General features: G+C 72.7%; 14 protein-coding genes, 2 tRNA genes and 1 pseudogene. 6 read left to right on the forward strand and 11 right to left on the reverse strand.

The features are described from left to right. Positions 1–194: 194 nt before the first annotated feature. Complete coding sequence (locus tag FNX44_RS11740) at positions 195–1,919, reverse strand: RNA polymerase sigma factor (protein ID WP_173019162.1); 1,725 nt, start codon at positions 1,917–1,919, stop codon at positions 195–197. A 145-nt stretch (positions 1,920–2,064) separates the two neighbouring features. On the opposite strand from FNX44_RS11740, the gene FNX44_RS11745 reads away from it, so the two are divergent. Together FNX44_RS11745 and FNX44_RS11750 are read left to right on the forward strand one after the other, a co-directional pair. Further along, a complete protein-coding gene (locus tag FNX44_RS11745) occupies positions 2,065–2,640 on the forward strand; it encodes a hypothetical protein (RefSeq protein ID WP_173019163.1) in 576 nt (191 codons plus the stop codon). 95 nt (positions 2,641–2,735) lie between these two features. Beyond that, entirely contained in the window at positions 2,736–3,155 is a 420-nt protein-coding gene (locus FNX44_RS11750) for a DoxX family protein (protein ID WP_143648000.1), read from the forward strand. An 86-nt stretch (positions 3,156–3,241) separates the two neighbouring features. On the opposite strand, the gene FNX44_RS11755 is transcribed toward FNX44_RS11750, so the two are convergent. The 3 genes and pseudogenes from FNX44_RS11755 to FNX44_RS11765 form a co-directional block, all read right to left on the reverse strand. Further along, the gene (locus FNX44_RS11755) at positions 3,242–3,697 is read right to left on the reverse strand and encodes a tellurite resistance TerB family protein (RefSeq protein ID WP_143648001.1); all 456 of its coding nucleotides are present in this window, start codon (positions 3,695–3,697) and stop codon (positions 3,242–3,244) included. Between the two features lie 439 nt (positions 3,698–4,136). After that, positions 4,137–5,207: pseudogene (locus tag FNX44_RS11760) on the reverse strand (ABC transporter permease); the annotation flags it as partial. Positions 5,208–5,286: 79 nt separating this feature from the next. Beyond that, positions 5,287–7,377 carry a PhoX family protein gene (locus tag FNX44_RS11765; protein ID WP_143648002.1) on the reverse strand — a complete coding sequence of 697 codons (2,091 nt, stop codon included), beginning with the start codon at positions 7,375–7,377 and terminating at the stop codon, positions 5,287–5,289. Positions 7,378–7,571: 194 nt separating this feature from the next. Here FNX44_RS11765 and FNX44_RS11770 point away from each other — a divergent pair, with 194 nt between their 5' ends. Next, positions 7,572–9,239 (forward strand): VWA domain-containing protein, encoded by a 1,668-nt coding sequence (locus FNX44_RS11770; protein WP_143648003.1) that lies wholly within the window; start codon positions 7,572–7,574, stop codon positions 9,237–9,239. A gap of 194 nt (positions 9,240–9,433) precedes the next feature. On the opposite strand, the gene FNX44_RS11775 is transcribed toward FNX44_RS11770, so the two are convergent. The 4 genes from FNX44_RS11775 to FNX44_RS11790 all read right to left on the reverse strand — a co-directional run bounded on the left by FNX44_RS11775 (position 9,434) and on the right by FNX44_RS11790 (position 11,206). Next, positions 9,434–9,802, reverse strand: a complete 369-nt coding sequence (locus tag FNX44_RS11775) for a nuclear transport factor 2 family protein (RefSeq protein WP_143648004.1) — start codon at positions 9,800–9,802, stop codon at positions 9,434–9,436. 115 nt (positions 9,803–9,917) lie between these two features. Continuing rightward, positions 9,918–10,895: a diacylglycerol/lipid kinase family protein gene (locus FNX44_RS11780; protein WP_143648005.1), complete on the reverse strand. Its 978-nt coding sequence runs from the start codon at positions 10,893–10,895 to the stop codon at positions 9,918–9,920. Positions 10,896–10,995: 100 nt separating this feature from the next. Further along, positions 10,996–11,091: transfer RNA gene (locus FNX44_RS11785), tRNA-OTHER, on the reverse strand. A gap of 19 nt (positions 11,092–11,110) precedes the next feature. After that, positions 11,111–11,206 (reverse strand) — tRNA-OTHER (locus tag FNX44_RS11790). A gap of 285 nt (positions 11,207–11,491) precedes the next feature. Here FNX44_RS11790 and FNX44_RS11795 point away from each other — a divergent pair. Continuing rightward, on the forward strand, positions 11,492–12,295 hold the full coding sequence (locus FNX44_RS11795; protein ID WP_143648006.1) for an AfsR/SARP family transcriptional regulator: 804 nt from the start codon (positions 11,492–11,494) through the stop codon (positions 12,293–12,295). Between the two features lie 29 nt (positions 12,296–12,324). Here FNX44_RS11795 and FNX44_RS11800 read toward each other — a convergent pair whose 3' ends face one another. The 3 genes from FNX44_RS11800 to FNX44_RS11810 form a co-directional block, all read right to left on the reverse strand. Further along, positions 12,325–12,681: a hypothetical protein gene (locus tag FNX44_RS11800; RefSeq protein ID WP_143648007.1), complete on the reverse strand. Its 357-nt coding sequence runs from the start codon at positions 12,679–12,681 to the stop codon at positions 12,325–12,327. A 130-nt stretch (positions 12,682–12,811) separates the two neighbouring features. After that, a complete protein-coding gene (locus FNX44_RS11805) occupies positions 12,812–12,997 on the reverse strand; it encodes a hypothetical protein (protein ID WP_143648008.1) in 186 nt (61 codons plus the stop codon). Positions 12,998–13,012: 15 nt separating this feature from the next. Continuing rightward, entirely contained in the window at positions 13,013–14,011 is a 999-nt protein-coding gene (locus FNX44_RS11810; protein WP_143648009.1) for a bifunctional lysylphosphatidylglycerol flippase/synthetase MprF, read from the reverse strand. 309 nt (positions 14,012–14,320) lie between these two features. On the opposite strand from FNX44_RS11810, the gene FNX44_RS11815 reads away from it, so the two are divergent. Continuing rightward, complete coding sequence (locus tag FNX44_RS11815; protein ID WP_267129465.1) at positions 14,321–15,838, forward strand: MmgE/PrpD family protein; 1,518 nt, start codon at positions 14,321–14,323, stop codon at positions 15,836–15,838. Positions 15,839–16,023: 185 nt separating this feature from the next. Then, positions 16,024–17,694, forward strand: coding sequence for an aldehyde dehydrogenase family protein (locus FNX44_RS11820; protein ID WP_143648011.1), 1,671 nt, complete (start codon positions 16,024–16,026; stop codon positions 17,692–17,694). Positions 17,695–17,706: the final 12 nt, after the last annotated feature.

Here is a 17,706-nt window from a genome sequence, read left to right on the forward strand (position 1 = left end):
ACCCGTGCCCGCAAGCCGCCCGATTCCTCCCCCGACGCGAAGAAAGGACAGGACGTGACCACCCGTCGTCGCACCCTCATCGGCCACCGATCGCACACCATCCACCCGCACCGGCGCCACGGCGGCGACGACGGTCACGCCACCTGACGCCCCTCCCCGGAGTGAGGCGCGCGGACGCCCCTGCCCCCGAGCGGTCAGGGGCGTCCGGCGAAGTAGACCGCGGCGACCTTCCGTCGAGGCTCGAGCCGCGGACTGGAACCGGGATCGCTCCCCACCGGGAGCAGCTGCACCGTCCACACTGCCGCCGACTTGTCGAACAGCGGCACGTCGGCGCCCTCGACGACAAGCCCGGCACCCTCACAGGCGTAGCGGCCGCTGAGTTCGCCCGGCAGGATCGGCGCCGGGCCGCCCCAGCGGGGATTGCAGCGAGTGCCGTCGTCCAGCTCCAGCGTCCACGGCTGCCGGTCGGCCTCGGCGCGCGGCTCGGCGCGTCCGATCGGTCCGTCGGAGACGGCGTGCCGCCGCACCCGCTTCTCCCAGGGTGACCCGCACAGCACGGTCGTGCGGCCCTCTTCCACCCAACAGGCCTGAGCTGTCGCCGAGTTGGGGAAGCAGGTGACGATGTCGGGAGCGGTGGCGAACGCCGAAGGGCCACAGCCGTCCAGCAGCGCGTCCGACAGGTCGAGGACCGTGTGGTCGGCCCGGACGTCGCCGGACGCGGTCACCGGGACGACGCTGACGACTCTGGTCCCGGCGGCCGGCCGATCGTCCGGACCGGCCGCCGGGGAGTCCTCCCCGCCGCCCGCCAGCCCGGCCACATAGGCACCGCCCGCGAGCACCACCGCAGCCGAGACACCGGCCGCCGCCGCCTGGAGGCGCCGGCGCCCGCGCGGCCGGCCGCGCCGCCCGGACAGAACCTCGCCGTCCCGGTCACCCCGGTCCCCGCCGTCGCTCGCGGAGCCCGTCGTCTGCCGGATCGACTCCAGGACCGCCTCCCGCACGGGCCGCAGGAACAGCAGCAGCGCCACGGCGGGCGCCCAGTCGGCCCGCAGCGCGAGGTGCTCGCGGTGGCAGGTCGCGCAGCGCTCGCAGTCGGCGGACCGGGTGCAGGCGCTGGTGATCCGCGCCGGGTCGGTCACCCGGCACAGCCGGCACTGGCCGCAGCTCCCGCAACGGGCGCAGTTGTAGGTGTGCTTGACCACGTGGTCCCGCAGCTCGGCGCTGAACGGCACCGGGTAGCGGTCGACGATCTCGGCCAACCGAGGGCAGGACGTACGGTCGTTCGCCACCAGCAGGAAGGCGTGGAAGCCCTCGCTGACGACGGTCTTGATCGCGGTGACGCGGTTGTTGACGGTCTTCGCGGCCCCGCCGAGCCGTTCGGCGATCCGCGCGGCGGACATCTCCTCGCGGTAGTACCACTCGTACAGTTCCCGGTCGTCCGGCGGCAGGGTGCGAGCCACCTCCTGGACGACCAGCCGCGCCTGGTACAGCCGGACTGGGTCGTCGGCGGGGTCGGGGCGTTCCGGGTCCTCGCGGGGGAGGTCGTCCAGACTCCGCTCCTCGCCCAGCACCTTCGCACGCCCGGCCTCCCGGCCCTGCCGCCGGTAGTGGTTGAGCCGGCGGCGCTCGGCGATGCCGAACAGCCACGCCCGGAAGCGGTCGGGCTCCCTCGGCCAGGCCGACGAGCGCGGGTCGACGAGGATGGCGACGGCGTCGGCGAACGTCTGCTGGGTCAGCTCGGCGGCCAGTTCGGCGTCCCGGGTCCGGCCGGCGAGGAAGGCGAGGACGGCGGACAGATGCCGCTCGGCGAGCGTTTCCAACGCGCGGTCGCGGTCGTCCGCTCCGGCTGGGGCGCGAAGCCGCTCCAGCAGTTCGCGGTCTGTCGGACCCTCCCGTTCGGACGTGGTCTCCCCGCTCATCCGGACCCCCTCCGCGCCGGGCCCGCACGCCGCCCGGGGCTCGTCGGAAAAATTCCTGGAAGTTCCTCGCTCCAACTCCGGGAAAGCCCGGGGCTCGTGACCCCGACCCTCCGCAAGCCGTTTCCGGCCACAGCGGAGGCATCTCATGTCATCCAGTCCCATACCCACCGGCCTTCTCGGCCAGTCACTCGCGGAGGCGGGCGTCCCGGGCGCGCTCACCGCCGTCCTGGTGCTGCTCCTCGGTTCTCTTCTGCACGTCGCCATGCGTGTTCTGCTGCGGCGGCAGGCGCGCCGCATCGTCGGCCGTCTGCTGCGCCGCGTGCCCTCCACCGGTGATCCGGCGCGGGACGCGCGGCTGCGGCGCGCCGTCGTACGCACCCACCTGGCGGCGCTCGAAGGCCACCGCCAGGCGGTCCGGCCGCCCCTTCCCGGCCGCGCCCAGGCGCCACGGGCCGTCCTCGCGGTGTGCGCCACCCTCGCCACGGTGCTCACCCAGGTGTGGGGCCCCGTCGGGCTGCTCTGCGGCGTCGCGGCGGTGGTGGTGGTGCTGGTGCTGCACGCCGCCGCGCCCTGGGTGGAGGGTGTGTTCGCGCTGCGCGGCACGATCCGGGAGCTGGTACGACTGCCGCGCACCGGCGACCCGGCGGTCGACGCCGCCCGGATGCACGAGGTGGTGAGCGCGGACCGCGCGACGCTGCGCGTACTGGCCGCGGAGGAATGAGAGCGCTCTCACGTTCGGAAGGCGGCCCGCTCCCCCGCCACCTACGCTGGAGAGGACCGAACTTCCCGTCGAACGAGACCCCTCCGGAGGTCCCGATGGACGTACTGGTGCTGATCGGCCGGATCCTCTTTGTGGTCCTCTTCCTCGGAGCGTCCGTGAACCACCTGGGCAAGACGGCGGCCATGGCCGGCTACGCGAAGTCCCGGGGCGTCCCGTTCGCGACACCGGCGACCCTCGTCACCGGCACCATGCTGCTGTTCGGCGGGCTCAGTGTGCTGCTCGGGATCTGGGCCGACCTGGGCGCGCTGGTCCTCTTCCTGTTCCTCGTCCCGACCGCCGTGCTCATGCACGCCTTCTGGCGGGAGACCGAGGCGGGCGCCCGGCAGAACGAGATGCTGCATTTCATGAAGGACCTGGCCCTGGGCGGAGCGTCCCTGATGCTCTTCGCCCTCATCGCGCACGCCGGTGACGAGTTGGGGCTCATGATCACCGCACCGCTGTTCACGATCGACTGACCGACCGGCCCCGAACGCGCGGCGGCCCTCCCCCGGACGGGAGTCCGGGGGAGGGCCGAAGGCGCACGAGACTCAGAGGTGGAGACTCAGAGGTCGAACTCGTGCGGCGGGATGCCCAGCGCGAAGCACGCCTCCTTGACCACGGCACGCTCGTCGGCGTCGAAGTTGCCGTCGGCGCCGCCGATGACGATGCCGATCTGGATGACGGCGCGCGCCTCCACGGGCTTCTTCTGGAGCTTGCCGATGACCTGCATCAGCGTCACCTTGTTGAGCTGGTAGTCGGCCGTCAGCTTCTGGCAGTTGTCGTCGAACCGGCGCTGGAGGTCGTCGGCCGGGAAGTTCTGGAGCACGTCGTTCGTCGCGATCAGCGACGAGACGCGCTGGCGCTCCGAGTAGTCGATCGAGCCGTCGGCAGCCGCCACCAGCGCGCACATGGCCATGCTCGCGTCGCGGAAACCACCACTCTTCAGCTCGTTCTTCTTGCTGTTGAGCTGGGACTGCATGGAGGCGGCGGATTCCTTGATCCGGTCCCACAGGGCCATTCGGTGATCTCCTCGGCGTCATCAGGCGACTGTCGGTTATCACCGTAGAAGGTACCAAGCGGAACGGTGCGGCGGTCGAGCCGAGTTGGCCGGATGGGGGCCCGCCGTCGGCGGGATGTCAGCGCCGACCGGGTGGTGCGGCACCGCCGTCGCCGTCGGGACGCTCGCCCTCGCGGTAGACGCGGACGTCCTCGACGTCGTCGTAGTCCTCGAAGTCCCGCGCGTAGTCGGCCTCGTCGTCGGCGTCTTCGTCGGCGTCTTCGGCGGTGGCGTCCTTGGTGGCGCGGTCCTTGGTGGCGGCGGGCCCGGGCTTCGTGCGGGTGCCGGGGTTCTCGTGGCCTCGGGCCCGCTCCGTGCCGGTGTTGTCGTCGACGTCGGCGGCACGGGCGTGGGTGGTGTCGTCCGTGCCGCCCGCGTCCTCCGTCTCGTCCCACTCGGCGGCCGAGGCGCCGGCAGGTGCGTCGACCGCGCGGTGCGCCCCTGGGCGGCGCCGGTGACGCAGCGCGAACAGCAGCGTCAGCGCCACACCGGCGACCGCCCAGCCGCCCAGCACCACCAGCGGCCGGGTCATCGCGGCGCCGTCGAAGTAGGCGATCGACCGGGCGGCCCAGGTACCGGCGCCGGGTGGCAGCGCGGGCCCGATCTCCCGCCAGAACGTCGGCAGCAGCGGCCCCGCGTAGGCGCCCCCGGCGCTCGGGTTGCCGAGGACCACGATCAGCAGGATCGCCAACCCGATGCCCACGACCCCGGCGAGCGCCTGGAGCGCCAGCGTCGCCGAGCCCACCGCGAACACCACCAGCGCTCCCAGCGCCGCGAGTTCGAAGCTGCTGCCGGGCAGCGCGTCCAGCACCGGACCGACCAGCGCGGCGCCCCCCGCCCCGGCCGCGACCGAGTACAGCGCGAGCGTCACGATCCGGATCAGCGCCCTCGTGACGTTCGAGGGCCGTGCGCCGTAGCTCATGGCCATGATCGCCGCACACAGGTAGCCGCCCACGCACCAGCCGACGACCAGGTAGAACGAGGTCAGGCCGCGGGCGTCGCCGCGGGTGGCCGGCACCAGGTCCACCGTCTCCAGGTTGCGCTGCCGGCTCTCCTGGACCCGGGTGAACACTGCCTCCAGAGCCTGGACGAGGGACGCGCCGGCACCACCGGCGACCACCAGGTCGTCGGTGTCGCCCGCCGGATCGACCACAAACGCGGCGTCGACCTCCCGGTCCCGGACCAGCCGCTCGCCCGCGGCCCGGTCGGTGACCGTCCGCTTGACCTCCAGCGGATCGCCGTCCAGCGCGTCGAGCTGACGGGCCAGCTCCGGGCCGGCCTGCCCTGGCGCCACCACCGCGATCGGCACCCGGTGCGGCGACGGCTTGTGGAAGGCGCCCACGTAGGAGGCGATGAAGCCCAGTTGCAGGGCGAGGACGCCGAGGATCAGCAGGACGGCGCGCGGCGTCACCGCCGTCACCAGGTCCTTGGTGAAGCCCCGTCGTCCCGCGTGTGCCCGGTCCGCAGCCATGCGCCCAGCCTTCCGGGGTGGAAGGCCGGGCGCACGCTCACCTGGGCCGAACGGTGGACCCGCCGGGCCGGGGCCTGGATCAGACGCCGATGCGCTTCCCGTCCCTGCGCCACACCGAGACCACCGCCGGGCGGTTGACCCGGCCCGGGCCGTCCGGCCACTGCGACTGCGGCTTCTCGAAGCTCGCGCCGCTGATCTCGCCGGGGTGCTGGACGGCGACCAGGACCCGGTCCTCCTGCACGATCGGCCCGCAGGTCTCGGCGCCCCTCGGAACGGTCAGGAACTGCTTGACCTCACCCCGGCGGTCGCCCGCCGTGGCCACGCCGAAGAGCCCGTCGTGGGTGCCCAGCTTGTTGCCGTCGGTGGAGATCCACAGGTTGCCGTAGGCGTCGAAGGTGACGTTGTCCGGGCAGGAGATCGGGCTGACCCGGTCCTTCGGGTAGCCGGCGAAGTACGTCGACGGGTCCTCCGGGTCGCCGCAGACCAGGAACAGCCGCCAGGCGAAGCCGTCGGAGGCCGGGTCGCCCCAGTTCTCGGCGAGTTCCAGGATGTGGCCGTGCTTGTTCTCGTTCCTCGGGTTGGCCTCGTCGGCCGGGGCGCGGCCCTCGGTGCCGCGCGCGGTGTTGTTGGTGAGCGCCGCGTACACCCGGCCCGTGCGCGGGCTGGGCTCGACGTCCTCCGGGCGGTCCATCTTGGTGGCGCCGACCCTGTCGGCGGCGATGCGGGTGTGGACGTACACCTCGTCGGCGCTCATGCCGGGCACGAACGACCGGTCGCCCGAGGCGAGCGGGATCCACTGGCCGCTGCCGTCGAACTCGCCGTCCGAGGGCAGCTTGCCGCTGCCGTCGATCTCCTCGGCCGGGCTGTCGCCGGTCAGCTTCGCCACGTACAGCGTGCCCTCGTCGAGCAGCGTCAGGTTGTGCTCGCGGTCCGCGCGGCCGCGGCCCTTGCGCATGGCCTTGCTCGACACGAACTTGTACATGTAGTCGAAGCGCTCGTCGTCGCCCATGTAGACCACCGCGCGTCCGTCGGCGGTCAGCTGCGGCTCGGCGCCCTCGTGCTTGAAGCGGCCCAGCGCGGTGCGCTTGCGCGGCACGAAGTCCGGGTCGTACGGGTCGAGTTCGACGACCCAGCCGAAGCGGTTCGGCTCGTTCGGCTCCTTGGTGAGGTCGAACCGGTCGTCGAACCGCTCCCACTTGCGGGAGGTGGCGCCGCCCGTCATGCCGTAGCGGGCCAGCCGCTGCTTCGTCTCCGGGTCGGTGACGGAGGCCGCGTTGGCGAAGTACTGGTTGAAGTTCTCTTCGCCGGAAAGGACCGTGCCCCAGGGAGTGGTGCCGCCCGCGCAGTTGTTGAGCGTGCCGAACACCTTGGTGCCCGTGCGGTCCTTCGAGGTGCGCAGCAGCGGACTGCCGGCGGCCGGTCCGGTCAGCCGGAACTCGCTCGCGGTGTGCAGCCGCCGGTTCAGCCGGTGCCGGGGGACGGCGGTGAGCTTGCCGGTCCGCCGCTCCTCCTGCACGATCACCACGCTCAGCCCGTGCGCGGCCTGCGCGATCGCCACCTGCTCGGCCGTGGGGTCGTTCCGGTCGTAACCGGGGAACATCAGCTCCTCGTTGGTGTACTCGTGGTTCGCGAAAAGCAGTTGACGGCCGTGCTCGCCGGGCAGCGGCAGGAGCGTGAGGAAGTCGTTGTTGTAGCCGAACTGGCCGGCCTGCGCCTTCGCGGACTGGCGTCGCGGGTCGAACGCGGGCGCGCCGCGCAGGATCGGGTCGCCCCAGCGGATGACGACGTTCTGGTCGTGGCCCGGCGGAACCACCACCGCGTCCGTGGTGTTCGGCTCGACCGGGGTGAAACGCAGTCCCTTCGCGCCGTCCGGCCTGCCGCCCGGCTTGGACGGCTTGAGGCCCTTCGCCCCCTTGGCCTCGTCGGCGGCGAACGCGGGGGCGGCGGCGCCCCCGAGCGCCGCCGCACCGGCCGCCGCCACGGTCGCCACCGCGCCGGCGCGCAGCATCGAGCGACGCGACAGCGCTTCGTGGACTATGTCCCCGAAGTAGGTATTGTCGCTCTTGTTCGGAACCTCCTGGAAACACGCGTCACCACAACGGTAGTGACAGGTCATCGCCGACCGGCCGCCGTTGTGGCTCCGGTCGACCAGCGGAAGCAGCTTGCGCATGGGGCCCCTCCAAGATCCGTACGCCATCAGACCCATACGTGGCGTGAAGTTATGGGTTCGGCCGGTACCGCCGGAGACCACATGATGAACACGGCATGAAGGCCGGGCAGCGGACCGGGCGCCCGCCTGCATACTTGGGCCCTCTACTCTTGCCACGCCGCCGGTGCACGCATCTGATGGAAAGGCGCTTTCCCATGGGCATACGGAGTCTGCTGCAGAACCTCTTCGGCCGTAAGCGCGCCGACGGCGTCGGGGACGCGTCGGCGGCGGCAGCCGCCGAGGCGGCGACGCCGGGAACGACGCCGACAGCGACGGCGACGGCGAGCGCCGTCCCCGCCCCGCGCGTGACACCGGACGGCGGCGAAGCCGGCGGTTCGGCCGACGGCGAGCAGAAGGATTCGGCCACGGAACCGGCCCCGAGCACGGGCCGCACCACCGCCGAGGACTTCCTCGACTCCGTCGTCTCCGCCACGGCGTCGCCCGAGCCGACGACGGCGAAGCCGTCGGAAGCCGCCGCGGAGACGCCGAAGGGCACGACCGCCGACACCACGATCGAGGCCGACGACGACGTCCGGCCGGAGCCAGTCACCACCCCGGTGGCCGGCACCACCGAGGCCCCGGCCACCGCCAAGCCGCTCACCGCCGACGACGACCAGTCGGTCCCGGCCGGAGACACCTCCGCCGCTACCGACGACAAGACTGCCGCCGCGCCGGTCGCCGAGGCGGTAGCGGCGACCGGCGACGAGGCGGGACCGGCCGCGGATGCGACCGGCACGCCGGACGCCGCCACCGAGTCGACCACCGCCACCGAGGACAAGGCGACTCCGGTCGAGGATGTCTCGGCGGTCCCGACCAGCGCCGAGGACGCCGCCGAGCCGGCCGCGGGCGACGAGGGGACTCCGGACGCGGAGGCCTCCGACATCCCGGCCAGCGACACCGCGCCGCCGATCGCCGCCGGCGACGAGGCGAAGCCGGGCGACGACGCGAAGCCGGGCGGCGACGCGACCGGTGCGCCGGGCCCGGTCGCCGACGTGTCGGACGCCGGCGGCGAGGCGGCGCCGGTCACGGACGGTGTGGACGCGGAGGCCGCCGCCGATGACGCGGGACCCGTGTCGGACAGCTCCGGTGCCCCGGCGCCGGGTAGCGCGATCTCGCTGGAGAAGGTGCGGGAGAGCGCGCCGGAGCTGGTGAGCCTGTACAAGGCGGCGGCCGTGTCGCTGGAGAAGCACGGCCTGGCCGGTCGGCGGGCGGCCGTCTACCTCGTCCTGGACCGCTCCGGTTCCATGCGCCGCTACTACAAGGACGGCACGGTCCAGCACCTCGCCGAGCAGGTGCTCGGCCTCTCGGCGCACCTCGACGACGACGGGACCGTGCCGGTGGTGTTCTTCTCCACCGACATCGACGGCACCGCCGACGTCGACCTGGAGAACTACCGGGGCCGGGTCGAGGAGCTGCACGGCTCCTACGGGCACATGGGCCGGACGAACTACCACCGGGCCATCGAGGCCGTCGTCGAGCACTACGAGCGCTCGGGCGCGACGGACCCGGCGCTGGTGGTCTTCCAGACGGACGGCGCGCCCACGTCCCGCCCGGCGGCCGAGAAGGCGCTGTGCGAGGTCGCGGACAAGCCGCTGTTCTGGCAGTTCGTCGGCTTCGGCGATCCGCGCTCGGCGGGTCTGAACTTCCTGCGCAAGCTGGACTCCGGGCTGCCGGTGCCGGAGCGCCGGAAGGTGGACAACGCGGGGTTCTTCCACGCCGGTCTGGAGCCGCGCGAGCTGTCGGACCAGGACCTCTACGAGGCGCTGACGGCCGAGTTCCCGCAGTGGCTCGAGGCCGCCCGCGAGGCCGGCGTGCTGGACTGACGTCGGCGGTACCGGCGTCCGCCGGACACACCACTGGGCGGTCGCTTCCACCGGGTGCGCGGTGGGGGCGACCGCCCAGGGCGGTCCGGGGGCGGACGGTCCGGCCCGTCGGGGGATGTCGGGCCCGGCCCCGTCCGGTCCGGGTTCGCGGGGCGCCTCAGGCGCCGCAAGGCGCCTCGCGCGCCTTACGCGCCTTACGCGCCGGGGACCTTGTCGAGGAAGCCGTAGACGCGGTCGATGCGTCCGTCCTCGGTGGTGACCGCGACGTCGAAGCCGATGGCGATCGGCTCGGCGCCGGGCTCGGTCACGAGGCCCCAGCGGAAGCGGGCGATGTTGTGGTGGGCGTCGACGTCGCCGAGCTGCTCGAAGCGGAGACCGGCGAACTGCTCCTGGGCGCCCGCGATGACGGCGCCCACGCCGTCGTGTCCGGAGACGTCGGCCAGCGGGTCGGTGTAGACGGCGTTCTCGGTGAAGAGCTCGCCGATGGCCTTCGCGCGCCGGTCGGCGTCGGCCTCGTTCCAGACGTCCAGGTAACGCGCGACGACCGCGTTCAGGTCGGCCATGTCAAACTCCTCCGTGTTGCCGGGTCGGTCGATCCCTCCTGGGATGTCCCGAGTCTCCGTTCGGCGGGCCTCGTGTCACAACGCCGGAACTGTGACTCCGTCAGGTCCGCGCGGGTCAGTCCGTCGGCGCCCAGGTGGGGAGGGCGTGCGGCTGGACGGTGAAGGTGGCGCGGGCGCCGATGGTCTCCTGGTACTCGCCGTCGTGTTCCAGCGGCAGCCGGGCGCCGTCGAGTCGTTCGACGACGATGGTGCGGCCGCGCGCGTAGGCGGTGGCCGGGTGCGCGAGGTGGGACGCGGTGCGGGTCAGCTCGGGGACGTCGACGGCGGGGATCTCGCCGCCGATGGCGCAGACGTCGAGCAGGCCGTCGTCGAGCTCCGAGTGCGGCAGCACCTCGTACTGGCCGCCGCGGTAGCGCCCGCCGCCGACGTTGGCGAGGACGGTCGGCCCCTCGTGGACGACCTCGCCGTCCACGGTGACCCGGCCCGGGTAGGGCGGGTAGTCCTCGGCGGTCTGGGCGAACGCCCGGGCGTAGCGGGCGCGGCCGTGCAGCGGGATCGTGCGTGCGGTGGGCAGTGCGTCGGCGATGACGCCGCTGCACGCGCCGAGGAAGACGAGGTTGCCGGTCTCCGCGAGGAGCGCGAGGTCGAGGCGGCGGACACGGGCGCTGCCGCCGGGGTCGGTGACGACGGCCTTCAGCGCCTCGTCCCAGGGGCGGTCGCCCCAGATCATCCGGTAGCCGGAGTTGCCGGTGCCGCCGGGCACGATCGCGAGCGCGGCGGGCGAGGTCTCGCGGTGTACGCCGGGCCCGTCGGCCGCGCCGGCCAGACCCTGGACGACCTCGCGCACCGTGCCGTCGCCGCCGACGGCCACGACGAGGTCGGGCCGGGGGCCCGGGCGTTCCCGCACGGCGTGCCGGACGGCGCGGGTGGCGTCGCCGGGCGCGGTGGTCAGGTACGTCTCGACGTGGGCGAGCGCCGAGCCGCAGAGTTCGGCGACCTCGCGGAGCAGCCGTGGACTGTGGCTGCCGGAAGCGGGGTTGGCGACGACGATCGCCCGGGACGGGGGCGTCACGGGCGGGCGGTTACGGTCCATCACTTCTCCTCGCGGTCGGTGGCACCGGTCCGGCGCCACCGGCCGCGGCTGCCGCCGACCCGGTCGCTCGGGTGCCTCTCCGCGGAAGCGGAAAGGAGAGCGGAGAGGGCAGGATTCGAACCTGCGCGGGCCGCGAGGACCCGACCAGATGCCCGGAAGCACCCGGACCCCGTTGGGCCACTTCGGGTACCTCTCCACGACACCGGGGAAGAGAGCGGAGAGGGCAGGATTCGAACCTGCGCGGGCCGTGAAGACCCGACCAGATGCCCGGAAGCACCCGGACCCCGTTGGGCCGCTTCGGGTACCTCTCCTCGTCTTCCCCGGGGGCTGGCGCCCCTTCCCGGTGACAGGTAAGACTGTGCCGGACCGTTCTGACCGCTCGCTGACATGACACTGACGACCGGCGCACGCCGTGCGGCGCACTACTGAAAGCGCTCTCGTGCGCCGGTACCTCGTCATGTCCGTATCCCGCCCGCGAGCGGTCTACCGGCGGGCCCCGGGCTCATGCCCCCGGTACCTGACGGAGTCGGCGGCGAGCGGTGAGACTCCCGTTCGGGCCGAGCACGCTGGGCGCAGTCCTTAACGGGGAGGCCCGCGTGCTGAACTTTGAAATCCTAGGCGGACTTCAGGTCCACAGTCCTACCGGTGTCCACGAGGTCAGCGGCGTCTCCAAGCGGGTGCTGCTCCAGGCACTGCTGGTGAGCGAGGAGCGGACCGTCTCGCACGGCGCGCTCGTGGAGGAGGTGTGGGGCGAGGACGTGCCCACCGGAGTGGTCAACGCCCTCCAGGCGCACATCAGTCGCCTCCGCAAGTGGCTGCGCTCGATCGGCGGCGACGCCGGCGGCACCCGGCTGGTCAGCTTCTCGCACGGCTACCAGCTGGTGCTCGGCGACGCGCGTCTTGACGCGACCGACTTCCGGGACGCCGTCGTCGAGGCGGCCGCGCTGCGCGAGTCGGAGCCGGAGAAGGCCGTCGACGCACTGCGCTCCGCGCTGCCGCTGTGGCGCGGGCCGGTGTTCGGCGGGAACTTCGGCGGCCTGCTGAGCGAGTGCGCCGCGACCCGCTACAACGAGCTGCGCCTCCAGGCGTTGGAGACACTGTTCGACGCGGAGATCTCGCTGGGTCGACACGCTTCGCTGCTCGGCGAGTTGTACGAGGCGCACCGCGCCAACCCGCTGCGGGAGCGCTTCTGCGCCCAGCTCATGCTCGCGCTCTACCGGTCCGGCCGGCAGGCGGAGGCGCTGACCGTCTACCGCCGCACCCGCGACCGGCTCGGCGACGAGCTGGGCATCGACCCCACTCCCGACCTGCGCAAACTGGAGGAGTGCATCCTCCGCCACGCGCCCTGGCTCCGCAGCGCCGCGGACAACACCCCCGCCCTGGCCCCCGCCGGCCGCTGACGGCCCCGGCGGGGCCGGCGGCGCTCCCATCAGGCCCGGAGCCGCTCCGTCTGCGGGTCGTAGCACACGAGGCCCATCGACCGGGCGAGCTCGGCGGCGAAGGCGGATGCCTCGTCCGCCATGGAGAAGCGCATGGGGAAGTAGACCAGCGGGCCGCTCGCCTCGTTGATCAGCGGGCTGCTCGACCAGGGCGAGGTGTCCTCCTCGTCCTCGTCGAGGTCGCACCAGCGCGCCAGCAGCGCGGCGACGTAGGCCGCTATGCGCTCGGTGGGCGGGAGGTCGACGTCCGTGTCCACCAAGCGGTCGTACAGCTCCTCGAAGACGAGCCCGGCGGCCTTGTCGTCCGCCGGCCGCTCGCCCTCCCACACGGCCAGGTCGTAGCTCATGGCGAGGACGTTGCCACACGGCACCGACAACGGGCCCGGGGCCGGAGCGTCGTACCGCTCCGGCCCCGGGCCCGTTGCCGTCGGTCCGGCCGCCCGACGGCCTGTCGGGTGGCCGGGTGGCCGGACGGCGTCAGCCGTCCAGCGCGGCGTCGAGTTCGGCGAGGACCCGGGCGCCACCGGCCAGGGCCTCGGGGTCGTCGGGGGCCTGGATGATGCCGAAGAACGTCTCGACGACGGCCTGTTGCAGCGCGGAGACGTCCGGCCGCGGCGGCAGTGCGGTGGGGGGCGTCGCGGGGCTCACTGTGGTCTCGGACATGGCTGACTCCCTCTCTCAGAAGGCGTTGGCGGCGCGGAAGACGTGGGCGAACGCGCCGAGGTCGGCGCTGCCCTGGAACGCGACGTACTCCGGGAGGACGGTGTGGGGGGCCCACTTCTCCTTGTAGGAGAGCTGGGTCCTCGCCGGGTAGACGGCCTCGCCGTGCTCCCACAGGTGGTGCATGAACCACTGGAAGGCGCTGCTGCGGCCGGGCAGTTCGTGTTCCTCGGCGAGGCCGGTGAACGGGGTGAAGCCGAAGTGCAGCCAGCCCGCGCCCTCCGCCGAGAACTTCTCGATGGCGGTCGCGTTGATCGCCTCCATCACTCCGGGCGGGCCGCCGGGGAGCCGCCGGCTGAGGTCGTGCATCCAGCCGGCCCGGGTGCCGTACACCGGGGAGTAGGAGATGTAGCCGGTGGGCCGTCCCTCGATGCTGCCGAGGAAGAGCCGCCGGTGCTGCTGGGCCCAGCCGCCGGTCTGGCCGACGAGGAACTCCAGCGGCCGCGCGTGCTCGCCCTTGGTGCCGAGCCAGGCGGCGTCGATCTCGGCGACGGCGTCGCGGTGTTCGGTCGCGTCGACCTCCTCGACGACGAGCCCGGCGCGGAAGGAGCGGGAGATCTTGTTGCGGAGCTGCATGAAGCGGGTGCCGCGCAGGGTGTGTTCCGCGAGGTCGACGGCGTAGGAGGCGCCTACCTGGTTGACCGTGAAGCCGTGCTCGACGTACAGCTCGGCGTCGTACCGCGCGAGCTGCACGCCGACGACCGTGCGGTCCTGTTCGCGGGCGAACTCCAGGAAGCGCCGGAGCAGTTCGACCCGGTCGGCGTCGGCGGCGAAGGGCCCGCCGAACTGGACGAGGAAGCCGCCGGCGGCCCGGTAGCAGACCGCGCCGTCCAGGTCGGGCTGGACGAACCGCGAGGTCTCCTCGTTGACCGCCAGGAACGCGGAGGGGTTGTCCGCCTGGGTATGCCTGCGGATGGCATCCAGGATCTGGTCGTTGTTCGCTGTCGCTACCGTCATGCTCGATCCTCTTCCGCCATTTCACGCTGCTGGTGGAGTTCCTTCCGGCGCTGCCTGATGGCGCCGTTCCACGCCGCCTCTCCCAACGTGCCGCGCCGATTTCGGAGTAGAGCACCGACGGGCCGTGGCGACAAGCGGATGTGACGAGGTTCCGGTGAATTCGCGGAATATCAACGCGCTGTCAGGGGCGGGTAAGCGGCGGGTCAGCCGCCGCCCGCACGGTGGGCGCGCCCATGACCACCGGCAGGACAAACCGACAGGGGGCGGTCCCGCGTGGCCAGACTGCTGAGCACCAACCTGGTGCAGGCGCTGTGTTCGGAATGGGGTGTCGATCCCCCGCCGGAACCGGGCGACGCGCACGGCCCGGCACTGGAGAGACTGGCCGCGTGGGCCGCCGCGGTGCGTCCGGAGATGATCCCCTGCCGGGTGCTGAAGCTGGCGGCGAGCCAGGTGCTCTCGCAGGTGGCGTCGGTGCGGGCGGGGGCCGCGCATCCGCTCGGGCAGCGCCTGACGGCGGCCTTCGGACGCCCGCTGCAGGACGATCCGCGGATGTCGGCCGGGGTGCTCGCGGGGCTGGGTTCCTGGCTGAACCTCGACGACACCGCGTACGCCGGCCACCTCTCGAACTCCACGGTCGCCGTGCCGCTCGCCTATGCCCACGCCTACCGGCTGGACGGCCTCGGGCTGCTGACGGCCGTCGTCGTGGCGAACGAGTGCGCGGCCCGGATCACCGCCGCCGCCACGCTGGGCCCGCTGCGCGGGCAGAGCGCCGTGCACACGCACCTGGCCGGTGCCGTCGCCGGGCGGCTCGCCTGCGAGCAGGCGCCGGCCGAGGTGTGGCAGAACGCGTTCGGGCTGGCCTTCGGCATGCCGAACTGGCCGCTCATGCGGGCGTTCCTGGCCAGCGACGCGCGACTGCTGAACACCTTCACCCCGGTCCGCACCGCGATGGACGCCTGCGACGCGGCCCGCGCCGGACTGCTCGGCGCGCCGGACCTGATCGAGCACCCGGACGGCTTCCTGGCCCGCTTCGCGAGCGTGCCGCTGCCCGGCGCGGCCACCGCCGGCCTCGGCCGGCGATGGCACACCGAGACGCTGTCGTTCAAGATGCACCCCGGCGGCCCGGGCATCGACGCCGCCGTGGACTGCGCCGCCGACCTGCACCACGTGCTGCGCCCGCTGACGCCGGACGACGTCGAGGAGATCGTCGTCGAGGCGTCGCTGTACACGCTGTTCGCCGGCCGGCACGCGGAGCGCTACGTGTCGGGGCCGGGCTCGCCGCAGGGCGCGCTGGTGCTGCACGTGCCGTACCCGGTGGCGACGACGCTGCTGGACGGCGCCTTCTCGGTGGACGACTTCGCCGCGCCGGCGCTGGAGGACCCGGCGCGCTGGGCGCTGGCGGAGAAGGTCCGGCTGGTCCACGACGTCGACATGACCCGCGAGCTGCTGCGCTCGGAGGCCCCGTTCGGGGAGGCGCTGCGGCAGGCGGGCGCGGACGGCGAGGCGTGGCTGCGCGACTTCGGCGGCGCCTCGCTGGTGGAGCTGCTGGACCGGGAGCGGCCGGGCGGCGAGGACTTCACCCGGGCCACGAAGGCGACCGGCGCCCGTGTCACGGTCCGGCTGCGGGACGGGCGGGAACTCAGCCGGGAGCGGCTGATCCCGGTCGGCGGCGCGGGCCCGGAGACCCGTCGCTTCCACTCCCGGATGGTCCGGGAGAAGTTCGTGTCGCTGGGCGGCCGGCCGGACGTCGCGGGCCGGGTGACGCGGCTGCACCGGATGCCGGCCCCGGAGCTGCGCGAGTGGATCGAGGCCGCGCTCCGGCCGTGAACAGGCTCCGCGTGCTCCGTTTCCCGGAAGTCTTCCAGGGGTTTTCCACAATCCGTCTCCGCACTTCTTCTCCGCTGTTCATCCACCCATTCCAGTCAGGCCCGTGTCAGTCCCTGGTAAGAGCCCACTGACACGCTCGAACACGCGCTGGCCGACATTTGCCAGGCGATGAGGAGGCAGTTGTCATGTTTCCGAACGGAAATGCAAAGGTCGCCGTCCTTGAGGACACCGGGGAGGACCGGGAGGAGACCGGCCGTCGGCGGAGTAGTCCGCTGCTGAGCTACCAGTCCTATGTGGGCGGTGCGGATCTGCCCAACAACGCCTGGGTGTACACCATCAGTTCGCGCTCCCTGCTGGAGGACGTCTTCACCAGCGTCTCGCTCAAGCGGGAGTTGGAGCGGGACCCGGAGTCGGCCGCCGCCGAACACCCCTACGTGGTGGGCCGGGTGGCGGTGGCCAGCGAGGAGGAGAACCGGCTGGCGCTGGAGGCCGCCGCCGAGGCGGCGCCGCTCTGGGCCGCCGTCCCGCTGGACGAGCGGATGCGGCTGGGCGAGCTGTTCCGGGAGGCGCTGATCGAGCACCGCCAGGAGTTCCTGGACATGCTGGTCGCCGAGGCGCACCCGGTGAAGCTGGCCCGCTGGGAGCTGAGCTGCCTGCTGGAGGTCTACAGCCGGGAGAGCTGCCACTGGTACCGCAAGCGGATGTACACCGAGTGCGAGTACCAGGGCCGCACGCTGATCTCGCACCGCCAGCCGGACGGCGTGGTGTGCCTGAACCCGCCGCAGAACGCCCCCGCTCCCAGCGCCGCCCTCGCGGTGCTCGCGCTGATGGCCGGCAACGCCGTCGTGGTGCGGGCGCCGCGCAGCATCGCGCTCAGCACGATGTACGTGCTGCGGGACCTGGTGGCGCCGCTGCTGGAGAAGGTCGGCGCGCCGCCCGGCACGTTGAACATCGTCTGCGGCAACGCCCGCAGCACGATGGACCTGTGGGTGGAGAGCCCGCTGGTGAACGACATCTTCTACATCGGCGGCAGCGAGCAGGGCCTGAAGCTCCAGGAGCGCTGCATCGCGGCGGGCAAGAAGCCCATCCTGGAGCTGGCCGGCAACGACACGATCGTGGTCTGGAAGGACGCCGACCTGTCGCTGGCCGCCGAGGCGATCACCGAGTCGTTCTACGGTTCGGGCCAGATCTGCATGGTGCCCAACACCGTGCTCGCGCACCCGGAGATCGTGGACGACCTGATCGCGGAGGTGCGGGAGAAGGTCAGGGGCATCCGGCCGGGCTTCCCGCAGGACGAGGGGGTGCTGCTCTCGCCGGTGCGGCGGAGCGAGCGGTTCTTCGGGCTGCTGCGGCAGGCGCTGGACGAGGGCGCGGAGCTGGTGTGCGGCGGGCACCGCACGGAGGTCGACGGCACCCGTTCGGAGACCGGTGTCTTCCTGGAGCCGACGGTGCTGCGGGTGGAGGGCCTGGAACGCGGCCGTCGGATCGAGGCCGTGATGCAGGAGACGTTCTTCCCGCTGCTGCCGATCGTCTCCGTGGAGCCGGCCCCGGCGGACGAACTGCGCGAGACGTTCGTGAACTTCGTGAACTCCAACGCCTACGGGCTGCGCAACTCGCTGTGGTCGCGCTCGCCGCGTGTCATCAACACCTTCGTCAGCCGCACCACCAACGGCGGCCTGCTGAAGGTGAACGACTCGCACATCGGCTTCCTGCCGTACCTGCCCAGCCATGGCGGCACCGGGCTGACCGGCGGCGTCTTCGGCGAGGCCAACTACCCCATGTTCAAGACCTCGCACCTCCAGGGCGTGAGCATCAGCGACGGCATCAGCCCCTACCGGGCGGTCTTCGGCGACTGAGCCACCCCGCCG

The sequence above is a fragment of the Streptomyces alkaliterrae genome (assembly GCF_007097205.2).
GTDB classification, from domain to species: domain Bacteria; phylum Actinomycetota; class Actinomycetes; order Streptomycetales; family Streptomycetaceae; genus Streptomyces; species Streptomyces alkaliterrae.